Raw genomic sequence first — 13,624 nt, 5'->3', positions numbered from 1 at the left:
AATGCGGTACACGTAAACAGATCGTTTTATTGCCACTACCCAGCGACAGGCTGTTTCGAAGCGCCGATATCCCTGGAAAGCTGCGGCTGGAGAAAAAACATGACCCAGCAGGCAGGTGATGTAAAGACAGGTCTGTTATGGAAACAGGAGCACCTTTCTCCGCTGCCTATCCCTACCGGCCAGCCGGCCTCCGATGTGCTGGGTATGATCTGGCGAAAGAACGATATTTATCTGGATATTGGCAGCCTCTCGCTATCAGGGGGCTGGGTAACCTTGTACTCAATGTCGTTGATTTTTGCTGGAGGTATCCTGCTTGCACTATTCCAAGGGATATTTTTAGCAGCGATTCTAATCGGATTAATTAGTGGCGTAATGATGGGCTTTCTGTGGAAGGGCTACATCAAGGCCTACCGCCGCCCACTGATGCCACCCCTGCGCTTCCACCGCCAACGCCGCGAAGTCCGCATCGTCACCCCAGAGGGAGAGGAGTGGACAGTACCCTGGGAGCGGGTACATGCCATCGCTCCCAGCGCGACCATGATCGGTCAGTTCGGTGCCGCCAAGATGGGTGGACTGCTGTTGTGGTTTCCGTACAAGGATCAGATCGACGAACCCTTCCATATGAACAAGGAAGGCTGGGCCATCATGGTCAGCCCGGGTCCGGGTATTGCGGCCATGCGCCAGTGGGAGTGCATTCGCAGCTTTATGGAAGTGGGACCTGAAGCAGTGCCAGAGCCTTCACCAGTGCATAATGGCCATATGGGTATCTGGGAAAGCTTCATGCACGACATGCGTGAAGGCATAAAAGCCAATGGCTGGCTACGTACTATTATCGAAATTGGTCTGTTCAGCTTCTTTTTCAATGTCTTCGTACTGGATTATCTGACCCGCAAGAAATTCGCCGTCATCCCCGATCTGACCAGCCCCGAGTCCATCGCTTGGTCACAGTCTCTACCTCCGGAGCAATGGGCCAAACGCTCGCCCGAGCTGGAGAAAGCCATTGCCGAACGGGAGAAAGAACTGGAGTTTGCCGCAACCTCGAAGCTTTCGTCAGAGGCGGGTTGATCTATAGGTGCGACAACGGGAGGTTCAGCCTTGCATAGTCGATAATGCCGACTCGCTCACGGCGAAGTGAGGTTCGATAGGAGATAATGTCGGCACCGCCATCCGCCGTAACGGCTCGACTGTCACTCCGAAAGGATCACGATGGTAACTCATGCCAATAATTCTGCTCGTCCGCTATCCCAGCGCCTGGCCCAAGCTCTGGATGGCTATCCGCTGCAGACTGATCAACATACTGGCGCTACGCTGATGTGCATGCCCGACGTAGAGGAGCACACGGAACATTATCTTTCTATTGAGCATGGAGACAGCGTCCATCGCGGGATGTTGACTGGTGTCTTGGGAGGCGCGTTGGGAGGTTTTCTCCTAATAATGGCGATGTTGGCTTATTACCATGGTAATCCTCAGAATGCTTTGCAGGCACTTATCATAGCGATCGCGTGTGCGGTCTTGCCTTTCCTCTGGGAGGTTCTCCGCCCCATGCCCTTGCCCATATTGTTCAATCGCCGTACCCGCGAGTTGTACTTCGAGCAGGACGGCAAGCTATACCATAGCCCCTGGGACGGCATCGCCGCCGCTGCTTACAGCATGAATACCGTTGGTCCTTACACCGGACGTATGGGCCATGCTGCGCTGGAGGTTCTACTGCATCGGTACGCTCATCCGGAAGAACAGGTATTGATCAATCTTGGCTCCCCGCTGGGCAAAAGCCTGCGCATGCAACTGGGCTTCTGGGAATACCTTCGGGCTTATATGGATAACGGTCCTTGGTTCGATGAGGAGGGGAACACCTGTGAATCGCCAGTCTTCAATCACAGCATGCTAGAAGTGCGCAAGCGTCGAGGCCAGTGGGCGCGTTTGCAATGGCGGGATATAAAAAACCAGTACAGAGCTAACAACGGACGCAACTTTCTCGGCGCAGATGATCTTGTGCTGTTGATTGGAGGCATATTTTTGGCGCCGATGAATGCCATACAGAACCTCACGTACGCCATAGCCAAGCGCCGCTCACGCAGCCGCTGGCCGGAGCTGATCCGCGAGCGTCTTGAGGCGGACGGCCCCACCAGCCGGCTGGTGGATCTGGAGCAGCACCAGGCTGGATAAGCAATAAATGAAATGCGGCACACGTAAACAGATCGTTTTATTGCCACTGCCCAGCGACAGCCTGTTTTGGAGCACCGATTTCCCGGGAAAGCTGCGGCGGGAGAAAAAAGCATGACCCCGCAGGCAGGTGAGGTAAAGTCCGGGCTGTTATGGAAACAGGAGCACCTCTCTCCGCTGCCTATCCCTACCGGCCAGCCGGCCTCCGATGTGCTGGGTATGATCTGGCGCAAAAACGCAGTCTATTTGGATGTCGGTAGCATTTCTTTGGCAGGTGGATGGGTTGTCTGCTATTTGGGCACCCTGATATGGGGGAGCTCGATCTTGTATATGTTGGTTCATAAAATTTACCTTGGGGCCATACTGTTTGCTATTGGTGCCTTAGCCATGATGGGCTTTCTCTGGAAAGGCTATATCAAAGCTTATCGCCGCCCCCTGATGCCACCCTTGCGCTTTCATCGCCAGCGCAGGGAAGTCCGCATTGTTACGCCGGAAGGTGAGGAGTGGACAGTGCCCTGGGAGCGGGTACATGCCATCGCTCCCAGCGCGACCATGATTGGCCAGTTCGGTGCCACCAGGATGGGCGGACTGCTGTTGTGGTTTCCGTACAAGGATCAGATTGACGAACCCTTCCATATGAACAAGGAAGGCTGGGCCATCATGGTCAGCCCGGGTCCCGGCATCGCGGCCATGCGTCAGTGGGAATGCATTCGCAGCTTCATGGAGATCGGCCCTGAAGCGGTACCGGAACCCGCACACGTCCGGGATAAAAGCCTGCGAGATATCTTTGTCGAAGAGTTTCACAAGGCTCGACAGCACCACGGGCTTCTTCTGACCTTGTTATGGGACGTGGGTATAGGCCAGGCTCTCTTCAACCCGATGGTCTACCACTGGCTGCACAAGAAGAAATTCGCCGTCATCCCCGACCTGGCCAGCCCGGAGTCCATCGCTTGGTCACAGGCTATACCTCCGGAACAATGGGCCAAACGCTCTCCCGAACTGGAGAAAGCCATTGCCGAACGGGAGAAAGAACTGGAGTTTGCCGCAACCTCGAAGCTTTCGTCAGAGGCGGGTTGATTCATAGGTGCAACGGAGATCCTGCACCCCATGCCGTTGCCCATTGTGTTCAATCACCGTACCCGAGAGGTGTATTTCGAGTAAGTAGATCAGCCGTATTACTCAGCTAGAGTAACTCTGGGTACTCCGGTTGTCGCGATTGATGCGGTAACCGGAGCGGCTATAGGCGTTTACTCAGGAGGGAGCATGGGCGGCGATCTCGGTGAGTATGTGGGTCTCAAGATATACGAGTGGCGAGACGATTAGATGTCTGTTTACAAAGTGCTTATAATTGACATATTTATCGGACTATTCCTCATTTCCTTCGCCAACGGGGTTTTCATATGTTTTCATGGTATCAAGTATATGGATAAATATTTCTCGGATCTGCCAGATTATAAGCAGGAATCCTTGAGCCCCTTCGACTGCTTTGAAAGAATGCATAAATATAGTTTTAAGTTTGTTTTTAGCATAAGCAATCCTCCTGTAAGCAAGTTCATGAAGGTGTGGCTATTCGCGACCTGCTTCTCGTTAACGTTTTACTGGCTAGTATTGTCCCTCGGAGCTATAGATTATTACTTTGGTATCTTCAGTTGATTGAGGAGGGGGGGTAGCAATCCTCCCGGTGGTTGGGGGCGACCACGAACCATGTCTGACGAGCACTTAAGTGGAAGCCAGGTGGGTGAGTTCGGTAAATGGGCAGGTGAAGTAATCTATAAGCGGGGGATGTCACAGTAATATGCAGGTAGATATGGTGTTGCTATGGGCTTATGCGTTTCTCGCTGCCTTTGTGAACGGCTTGTACATTTGTTGTTATGGCATCAGCTTCATGGATCGTTATCTGTCGGACAAGAAAAGGTTTGAACATGAACCGATTTCGCCCTTCGAGAGATTCGCCAGGATGCATAGATATAGCTTTATAAGCGTTTATAGAAAGGACGTTGCGAAGATTCAGAGCATGCCTGTAAGGATATGGGTCTATATGACATCGCTTGGCTTGATGGTGTATTGGGGTACAGTGATTTTTATCGTGGTTTACAAAAGCTTCTTTTGCGGCAAGCCGTAAATTAATCACCTCTGTTTTCGTAGACGCGGGGTCTACCCCGATACACGGACGCTTTCAAGTAGGCGCAAACAAAGTCATAGGTCTCAACGCTGGCTACTCCGAGTCCGCTCCAACAACGCCTGACACTGGCTGGTCTGCTCGCCACTGGGTGCTATCAGGGCCAGCAGGCCTGCCGCCGGCGTCAGCGCGCCGAGGGCCAGCATGCCGGTGCCGCGCAGCGCCAGTGGGCCGGCGTGCACGCCCGGGCTGGGGTTGGCGAAGGTGCCGCGCACGTACAGTGGTGAGCGTAGCGAGAAGATCCGCATGCCTTTGGATTCCGGATCGATATCCAGGTCCATTTCCTCGGTGGCGAAGTTCACCGTGCCATCGACCTCAATCAAGGCGTTCTCCGTGTCCACGACGAAGATTGGCGTGCTCATCACGCCCTGGTTGAATCTGAGGTCCGCTACCGCGCAGTTGATCTGCACTTCATCATCACCGAACAGCCGGGTGACCAGATAGTTGCCAACGTTGAGTCCGGCAATCTCCATGAGGCTGCGGCTCACAGTGCCATCATTGATGGCCAGTTGCATGGAGCCATCAGCCGTGCCCAGCAGGGCGGCCACGGAGTTGCCGCGACCGCTGAGATCGGCAGCGCCGTTGAGCTCACCCAGGCTGGTCTGCATGGGCTCGAATCCGGGTACCAGCTCCTTGAGTCTGAGGCCGCGGGCGCTCAAGCTGGCCTTGCCCTGCAAGGGTGTCGCAGCACCGTTCAGCGCGATGTCGGCCTCCAGCGTGCCGCCGGCCATGCCGAACTTCAGCGGGGCCAGATGCAGCCGTCCGTCTTCCAGCAATACGCGAGCTTCCAGGTCGGTGATGGGCAGCTCGTCACTGTGAACGATACGTTGACCGCGCACGCTGACGTCCGCGTCCATTGCCCGCCAGCGCTCAGTGCGAAACTCCTCCACCGGTAACACCTTGTCTGCCGGCTGGCGTACTTCGCTGCCACGAGCTTCTTTCTCCTCGTTGGAGTCAGCGCCGATCAGCGGGGCAAGGTCGCTGAACAGCAACTGATTGGAGACAAGATGGCCGGACAGACTGGGGCGGGGCTCACCGGCTACATAGGTAAGGTCCCCATGGATATCGCTGTCACCGATGCTGCCGTTGAAGTCCTGATAGCGGTAGGTGGCGCCGTCCTCGGCCTGCAGCTCGGCAATCAGTCTGCCGTCGGTGGAGTAGGGCGGGCTGTCGGGCAGGGTGACGCCGGTCAGCGGGTACAGATTGCCCAGACTGGTACCCGAGAGCCGCAGCTGAAGGTCCAGTCCGCCCAGGTTCAGCGGATCAGTGAGGGTGCCGGCCAGGCGGATGCGGGTTGAGCCGGCGCGTACGTCTGCCTGCAGGGGGAATGGCTGTTCGGCATCCTGCAGAGCCAACAATCCACCGATCCTGCCTTCGCCTTCCACGGCCTGTTGCTGGTAGCTGCCCTCGGCCCGCCAGGCGAACGCGTAATCCTGCGGCGTCGTGGAGGTCGGTTCGGGCGATTCACCGACAATGTCGCTGAAGGCAATGGGTTCGCCCAGCGGGTCAATCTGCAGGTCGAGCTTCAGTTTGCTGATGGCGTCGTCAATGCTGATCTGCCCCTGATCGAAGCCGATGGTGCCGATGTCCAGCACCCAGCGCGATGGTTCCTCGGCACGGTCTTCTTCGCTTCCCAGATCGAATGTCCAGTTGTTGCGCCCGTCGGCCTGGCGCTGCAGATCGGCGACCGGCTGGGTTACATCGATACGGGGAATGCGCACCACCTTCCACAACAGGGGGACGGGCGCAAGTCGCATCTCGACACGCTCGAGGCTGACGAAGGTGTCGCCTTCGGCCCAGTCGGGGTTGCCGAGTCGCATCTGTTCAGCAGCAATATGCGGCCACGGCATCCATGCCCGCCAACTGGTGCTGTCCGGGTCGCGACGCCACTTGACCGACAGATCTCCTTCTATTGCGAAGGGCCGGTCCAGCGCCTCGGATACCCGCTCATTGATGGTCGGTCGGAGCAGGTTCCAGTCGAACAGCAACAGAAACAGCACCAGCGCAGCGACCAGTACCGCCAGAGAACCAAGTATCCAGAAGAAAATGCCACGAACGCGCGTCATAACCAGTCGGCCCCCGATCATGCACCCGACAGGGATGCGTCAGCTTCAGCCTAGCAAATTCTGCGCGAACCCGAAGTCCGGAACCATGAAACCGAACGGATATGACAGTCAGGGAAAGGAGGAAGTGCCGGTACAGCGAACGCCGCACCGGCTCGGGAGGATCAGCTCTCGGCGTAATAACCGAAGATGGATTTCACTTCCAGGAAGTCTTCGAAGCCGTAATGCCCCCACTCACGGCCATTACCCGATTCCTTGTAACCACCGAAGGGTGCGTCGTTGTCCAGGGGTGCGCCGTTCAGATGCACCATGCCGGTGCGGATCTTGCGGGCCACGTTGCGCGCGCGATCCAGATCAGCGGAAGATACATAGCCGGAGAGGCCGTAACGGGTGTCGTTGGCGATGCGGATGGCGTCGGCCTCATCCTCATAACCGATGATCGACAATACCGGCCCGAAGATTTCCTCGCGGGCGATGGTCATGTCAGGTGTCACGTGGCTGAAGATGGTCGGTTTGACGTAGTAGCCCTGATCCAGACCTTCGGGGCGGCCGGTACCGCCAACCACCAGATTGGCACCTTCCTCGATCCCCTTGGCGACCAGATCCTGGATCTTGCTCCACTGGGCCTTGGACGCCACCGGTCCGATGGTGGTGTCGGGTGCATCCGGCGCGCCGGGTTTGACCTTGGCGGCGACCGCCTTGGCAATCTCCACGACTTCGTCCATGCGGCTGTTGGGCACCAGCAGGCGGGTAGGGGCATTGCAGGACTGGCCACTGTTGTTCATGCAGGACATCACGGCATGGGCAACCATCTTCTGGAAGTCGACGTCCTCCAGCAGGATGTTGGCAGACTTGCCCCCCAGCTCCAGAGCGACCCGCTTGATGGTGTCGGCGCCGGTCTTCATGACCTGGCGTCCGGCACCGGTCGACCCGGTGAAGGACATCATATCGATATCCGGATGGGAGGACATGGCGTTACCCACAGTGGGGCCGTCGCCATTAACCAGGTTGAACACGCCGGCCGGCACACCCGCTTCATCCAGTACTTCGGCCAGCAGCAGCGCGGACAGCGGAGCCACTTCGGAGGGTTTCAGCACCATGGTGCAGCCGGTAGCCAGCGCCGGCGCGATCTTGCAGGCCAGCTGGTTGATCGGCCAGTTCCACGGGGTGATCAGGCCGCACACACCGATCGGCTCCTTCACTACCAGGGTGTTGCCGATGCGCTCTTCAAATTCGAATTCCTTCAGTGCCTTCAGGGCGGCAGCGAAGTGGCCGGTGCCGGAGGGTGCCTGAGCATATTTGGACAGCTTGGCCGGCGCGCCCATTTCCAGGGTGATGGCCTCGGCAAACTCGGCGCTGCGGCGCTGGTAGACTTCCAGAATCCGCTCGAGCAGGGCAATACGCTCCTCGCGGGAGGTCTGCGAGTAGGTTTCAAAGGCCTTGCGTGCCGCAGCTACCGCAGCGTCGACGTCTGCCTTGCCACCCAGGGCAATGGTGGCGACCACTTTCTCGGTGGCGGGGTTGATCACGTCAACCGTGTCGGTGGTGCTGGGCTCGGCCCATTGGCCGTTGATATAGAATTGTTTTTCGTGGCTCATTGATAGCTCCTGACGGGACAGAATCTGAAAGTGCGATGAAAGATACACGCAATTGTGTTTTGTATCAGCTGTTTTGCCTTAATTCGTTCAAGCAGAACACGCCTGCCATTCGACTTCAAGCACCCCCCTGATGCCTCTATACTATGCGATCCACGCCGCCGATACGGGGCGGGTTAATAGTTGACTAATTTGGTTGGATATTGCATAGTGCGGTCTGGCAAAACCGGACTCGGGGATCGTTATGCGATTGACCACCAAAGGCCGTTACGCGGTGACAGCAATGCTGGACCTCGCTCTTCATGAGGATCAGGGACCCATCACTCTGGCGGACATTTCCGCGCGGCAGGGTGTTTCGGTTTCCTATCTCGAGCAGCTGTTCGCCAAGCTTCGTCGCAGCAAGCTGGTGGAGAGTGTCCGCGGTCCGGGTGGAGGCTATCGTCTGGCGGGCGGTCCGGCGAACATCAGCGTGGCACAGATTGTCGAGGCGGTGAACGACTCGATGGACGCTACTCGATGTCTGGGCAAGGGCGATTGCCAACAGGGCGATATCTGCCTGACCCACCATCTATGGACAGATCTGAGCACGCGCCTGCGCGACTTTCTCGGCGAGATAACCCTCGCTGACCTGGTTTCCCGTGATGATATCCAGCGGGTGCGAGCCCGGCAGGACAAGAGCAACTGTTCCTCCGGAGCCGTGCTTCCACTGGAGCGCATCATCTGACGCGGCAGCTGCCGCACGAATTTGCATAATACCCGCAGAGGTAGTGCAGCCTGACACAGTATGCAGCCGGGATGGTGCCGTGCTGCAAGATTGAGGTGATACCGTGACTCAAGAAGTCGAGAACCTGATCAAGACGGAATACGCTGCCGGCTTCCATACCGACATCGAATCCGACACCCTGCCGCCCGGTCTGAACGAGGACGTGATCCGCTTCATCTCCGCCCGCAAGGAGGAGCCGGAGTGGATGCTTGAGTGGCGCCTGAAGGCCTATCGCGCCTGGTGCGAGATGGAAGAGCCGACCTGGGCTCACGTCAAGTATCCGGAAATCGACTTCCAGGATATCTCCTACTTCTCCGCGCCCAAGAGCATGGCAGACCGTCCCAAGAGTCTGGACGAGGTCGATCCCGAGCTGCTTCGCACCTACGAGAAGCTCGGTATCCCGCTGCATGAGCAGGAGCAGCTGGCCGGTGTCGCCATGGACGTGGTATTCGACTCCGTCTCCGTTGTCACCACCTTCCGCGAGAAACTGGCGGAGGCAGGGGTGATCTTCTGCCCGATCAGCGATGCCATCCGCGATTACCCGGAACTGGTCCAGAAGTACCTGGGTACCGTTGTGCCGCAGAAGGACAACTACTATGCGGCGCTGAACTCCGCGGTGTTCTCCGATGGCTCCTTCGTCTATATCCCCAAGGGCGTACGCTGCCCGATGGAGCTTTCCACCTATTTCCGTATCAACGAACTCAACACCGGACAGTTCGAGCGCACGCTGATCATTGCCGATGAAGGCTCCCATGTCAGCTACCTGGAGGGTTGTACCGCGCCGATGCGTGACGAGAACCAGCTCCACGCAGCGGTGGTCGAGCTGATTGCGCTGGACGACGCGCAGATCAAGTACTCCACGGTGCAGAACTGGTACCCCGGCGATGCCGAAGGCAAGGGCGGCATCTACAACTTCGTGACCAAGCGAGGCGTGGCCCATACCAACGCGAAGATCTCCTGGACCCAGGTGGAAACCGGCTCGGCCGTTACCTGGAAATACCCCAGCTGCATCCTCAAGGGTGACAACAGCGTGGGAGAGTTCTACTCGGTGGCCCTGACCAACAACTTCCAGCAGGCCGACACCGGGACCAAGATGATCCATCTTGGCAAGAACACACGCTCGACCATTGTTGCCAAAGGTATTTCCGCCGGTCGCAGTGACCAGGCCTACCGGGGCCTGGTGCGCATCAACCCCGGCGCCGAAGGGGCACGCAACTTCACCCAGTGTGACTCGCTGCTGATCGGCGATCGCTGCGGAGCTCACACCTTCCCGTACATCGAAAGCAAGAACCCGAGCGCGGTGATCGAGCACGAGGCGACCACCTCCAAGGTGAGTGACGACCAGATGTTCCTGTGCCAGCAGCGCGGCCTGGACGCGGAAAAGGCGGTGTCCATGATCGTTAACGGCTTCTGCCGTGAGGTGTTCAAGGAGCTGCCGATGGAGTTCGCGGTAGAGGCGGGCAAGTTGCTGGAAGTCAGTCTGGAAGGTTCGGTGGGTTAACCCGCTCCAGACAGCAAGACCAAATTCAATACTGATTATCAGGCGCAAAATATGTTATCGATCAAAGGGTTGCACGCTAAAGTTGAAGAGAAGGATATCCTCAAGGGACTGGATATCGAGGTCAAGCCGGGCGAAGTTCACGCCATCATGGGGCCCAACGGCTCGGGCAAGAGCACCCTGGGCAACGTCCTGGCGGGCCGCCCGGGCTATGAAGCCACCGCCGGCAGCGTGCAGTTCAAGGATATGGATGTACTCGAGCTGGATACCGAGGAGCGCGCCCGCGAGGGTATCTTCCTGGCATTCCAGTACCCCGTCGAAATTCCCGGCGTGAGCAACATGGAGTTCCTCAAGGTGTCGGTCGACGCCATGCGCAAGCACAAGGGACTGCCGGAGCTTTCCGCCGTCGAATTCATGAAGCTCGCCCGGGAAACCAGCAAGCGCGTGGACCTGGATGCGAACTTCCTCAAGCGTGGCGTCAACGAAGGCTTCTCCGGCGGGGAGAAGAAGCGCAACGAGATCCTGCAGATGATGCTGCTGGAGCCCGAGCTGTGCATTCTCGACGAAACCGACTCCGGTCTGGATATCGACGCACTGCAGGTGGTTGCCGATGGCGTCAACTCCATGCGCGACGGCAACCGCAGTTTCATCGTTGTTACCCACTATCAGCGCCTGCTGGACTACATCGTTCCTGATTATGTACACGTGCTGGCCGACGGCCGCATCGTCCGCACCGGGGACAAGAGCCTGGCACTGGAACTGGAAGCCAAGGGTTACAGCTGGCTTGAAAACGGAGAAGGCTGACGGCATGACTGACTTTCAACAGCAGGCCCTGCAGTTGGCAGCACAGCAGTCGGCCCCCGCCTGGCTGGCTGAGCTGCGTGCCACCGGCGCCGAGCGCTGGGCGAGCACCAAGTGGCCGACCCGCAAGACCGAAGCCTGGAAATATACCCCGCTGCTGCCGCTGCAGAACGACAACCCGGCCCGCTGGGCCAGCGTCGATACCTGTGCCTGGCAGGAAGCGATTGATCCCATTGCTGTGGATGCAACCCGGCTGGTGTTCATCAATGGTCATTTCAGTACCGAGCACTCGAGCACGCTGCCGGCCGGTGTGGTGCGTTTCAGCGATGCCGACGCGGCTCAGCAGGATCTGCTTGCCCAGCATCTGGGCAAGGTCATGGACAGTGAACGGTATCTGTTCGGTGCACTGAGCGATGCGCTGCTGCGCGACGGTGTGCTGGTGCATGTGCCCCGTGGGCAGAAACTCGCCAAACCGGTGTACATCGTCAACGTAGCCACCCCCGAAGCGCAGCCGGCGATGAGCAGCCAGCGCGTACTCGTGGTGGTGGAAGACAATGCCGAAGCCGAGCTGATCGAGCACTACGTGTCCGGCGTCGAACAGCAGAACCTGTTTATCAACAGCCACACCGAAGTGGTGGTCGGCAACAACGCGCAGATTCAGCACTACCGCATCAATCTGGAGCAGGAAGACCTGCTGCACGTCGGCGGTGTGCATGTGGACCTGCACCGCGACGCACGCTTCCTCGGCTTCGCCCTGGCGCAGGGCAGCCGCCTGAAGCGCATTGATTATCACGTGAACCACAAGGGGCAGGGCGCCCACCTGGGGCTCAACGGTGTATATCTGCCGCGCAACCGGCAGTTGATCGACTACCACACCAACGTCGAGCATCAGGTCCCGAACTGCACCACGGACGAAGTCTTCCGCGGCATCGTCGGCGATTCCGCCAAGGCGGTGTTCAACGGCCGCATCCATATCCATCAGGATGCCCAGAAGACCTTTGCCGAGATGAGCAACCGCAACCTGCTGACGTCCCCGACCGCCGAGGTGTACACCAAGCCGGAACTGGAGATCTACGCCGATGACGTGCGCTGCGGCCACGGTGCAACCATCGCCCAGCTGGATGAAACGTCGGTCTTCTATCTGCAGAGCCGTGGCGTCAGCCGCGCCGATGCCATTCGCATGCTGAGCTTCGGCTTCATCAACGAGCTGCTCAACGAAGTACCCGAGCAGGCGATCCAGGACTATCTGCGTCCGCGCCTGACGGCGCTTTTCGGGCAGGCTGACGAAAAACTGGGGCACATGAGTTATGAGTGAAGCGGCGCTGGTCACCCGCACCGCCTTCGACGCGGAACAGGTACGCAAGGACTTTCCGATCCTGCATCAGGAGGTCCACGGCAAGCCGCTGGTGTATCTGGATAACGCCGCCACCACGCAGAAGCCTGAGGCGGTGATCCAGGCCATCGTCGACTATTACCGCAACGACAACAGCAACGTCCACCGCGGCGCCCACGCGCTGGCCGAACGGGCGACCGAAAAGTTCGAGAACGCCCGGGTCAAGGTGGCGCAGCTGATCAACGCAGCGGAGCCCAGGGAAATCATCTGGACCCGCGGCACGTCGGAAAGCATCAACCTGGTCGCCGCCAGCTGGGGTCGCAGCCAGCTCAAGGCCGGCGATCGCATACTGGTCTCGGCGATGGAGCACCACTCCAACATCGTGCCGTGGCAGATGATTGCCGAACAGATGGGTGCACGGGTCGAGGCCATTCCGGTGGGCAGTGACGGCACGCTGGACTTGTCCGCGCTGCGCGAGATGCTCGACGACAGCGTGAGAATGATCGCCTGCGGGCACGTTTCCAACGCGCTTGGCAGCGTCAACCCGGTCGAGGAGATCGTGCAGCTGGCCCATTCGGTCGGCGCCCTGTGCCTGATCGATGGCGCCCAGGCCATGAGCCACCTGCGGGTGGATGTTCAGGCGCTGGACTGCGATTTTTACGTGTTCTCGGCGCACAAGATGTTCGGCCCCACCGGGGTCGGTGTGCTCTACGGCAAGGCAGCGATTCTCGAAGCCATGCCGCCGTATCAGGGCGGTGGCGAAATGATCGAAACGGTCAGCTTCAGCGGCACCACCTACAACCAGCTACCCTACAAGTTCGAGGCGGGTACCCCGGACATTGCCGGGGTGATTGCCCTGGGCGCGGCGGTGGACTACCTCCAGAGCATCGACCGGGAAGGGGCCGAGCGTCACGAGCAGGATCTGCTGGAGTACGCTGAAGCAAAGGCGAGAGCGATGCCGGGCATCACCCTTGTGGGTACCGCAGCCAGGCGCACCGGGGTGCTGAGCTTTCTGATGGAGGGCACCCACCCGAGTGATGTGGGCATGCTGCTGGATCAGCAGGGCGTCGCTGTACGCACCGGCAACCATTGCGCACAGCCGATCATGGATCAGCTGGGTATTCCCGGTACCGTGCGCGCGAGCTTCTGCTTCTACAACACCAGAGCCGATATCGACCGTCTGTTCGAGGCTCTGATCAAGGCGAAACAGTTTCTTGTCGAGGAGTAGA

10 protein-coding genes are annotated in these 13,624 nt (G+C 58.6%); 8 read left to right on the top strand and 2 right to left on the bottom strand.

Annotation, left to right across the window (positions count from 1 at the left end; all coding sequences use genetic code 11):
- Positions 1-99 precede the first annotated feature (99 nt).
- The 3 genes from IEW63_RS12845 to IEW63_RS12835 all read left to right on the top strand — a co-directional run bounded on the left by IEW63_RS12845 (position 100) and on the right by IEW63_RS12835 (position 3,240).
- Positions 100-1,065 (top strand): hypothetical protein, encoded by a 966-nt coding sequence (locus IEW63_RS12845; protein ID WP_188637027.1) that lies wholly within the window; start codon positions 100-102, stop codon positions 1,063-1,065.
- Positions 1,066-1,206: 141 nt separating this feature from the next.
- Entirely contained in the window at positions 1,207-2,166 is a 960-nt protein-coding gene (locus IEW63_RS12840) for a hypothetical protein (RefSeq protein ID WP_229710510.1), read from the top strand.
- A 111-nt stretch (positions 2,167-2,277) separates the two neighbouring features.
- Entirely contained in the window at positions 2,278-3,240 is a 963-nt protein-coding gene (locus IEW63_RS12835; RefSeq protein ID WP_188637026.1) for a hypothetical protein, read from the top strand.
- A gap of 1,128 nt (positions 3,241-4,368) precedes the next feature.
- Here IEW63_RS12835 and IEW63_RS12830 read toward each other — a convergent pair.
- On the bottom strand, positions 4,369-6,408 hold the full coding sequence (locus IEW63_RS12830) for an AsmA family protein (protein WP_188637025.1): 2,040 nt from the start codon (positions 6,406-6,408) through the stop codon (positions 4,369-4,371).
- A 161-nt stretch (positions 6,409-6,569) separates the two neighbouring features.
- Positions 6,570-8,003 (bottom strand): aldehyde dehydrogenase family protein, encoded by a 1,434-nt coding sequence (locus tag IEW63_RS12825; RefSeq protein WP_188637024.1) that lies wholly within the window; start codon positions 8,001-8,003, stop codon positions 6,570-6,572.
- Positions 8,004-8,244: 241 nt separating this feature from the next.
- On the opposite strand from IEW63_RS12825, the gene IEW63_RS12820 reads away from it, so the two are divergent.
- The 5 genes from IEW63_RS12820 (at position 8,245) to IEW63_RS12800 (ending at position 13,623) form a co-directional block, all read left to right on the top strand.
- The gene (locus IEW63_RS12820) at positions 8,245-8,724 is read left to right on the top strand and encodes a Fe-S cluster assembly transcription factor (protein WP_188637023.1); all 480 of its coding nucleotides are present in this window, start codon (positions 8,245-8,247) and stop codon (positions 8,722-8,724) included.
- A gap of 103 nt (positions 8,725-8,827) precedes the next feature.
- Complete coding sequence (gene sufB / locus IEW63_RS12815) at positions 8,828-10,264, top strand: Fe-S cluster assembly protein SufB (protein ID WP_188637022.1); 1,437 nt, start codon at positions 8,828-8,830, stop codon at positions 10,262-10,264.
- A 51-nt stretch (positions 10,265-10,315) separates the two neighbouring features.
- Positions 10,316-11,065, top strand: coding sequence for a Fe-S cluster assembly ATPase SufC (sufC, locus tag IEW63_RS12810; RefSeq protein WP_188637021.1), 750 nt, complete (start codon positions 10,316-10,318; stop codon positions 11,063-11,065).
- A gap of 4 nt (positions 11,066-11,069) precedes the next feature.
- Complete coding sequence (sufD, locus tag IEW63_RS12805) at positions 11,070-12,377, top strand: Fe-S cluster assembly protein SufD (protein ID WP_188637020.1); 1,308 nt, start codon at positions 11,070-11,072, stop codon at positions 12,375-12,377.
- Positions 12,370-13,623: an aminotransferase class V-fold PLP-dependent enzyme gene (locus IEW63_RS12800; RefSeq protein WP_188637019.1), complete on the top strand. Its 1,254-nt coding sequence runs from the start codon at positions 12,370-12,372 to the stop codon at positions 13,621-13,623. Before sufD ends, IEW63_RS12800 begins: the two co-directional genes overlap by 8 nt.
- Position 13,624 lies beyond the last annotated feature (1 nt).

This window comes from Halopseudomonas pertucinogena (assembly GCF_014646575.1).
Taxonomy (GTDB): domain Bacteria; phylum Pseudomonadota; class Gammaproteobacteria; order Pseudomonadales; family Pseudomonadaceae; genus Halopseudomonas; species Halopseudomonas pertucinogena.
The sequence above is the reverse complement of the archived record's forward strand: the minus strand, read 5'-3'. Positions and strand labels throughout refer to the sequence as shown.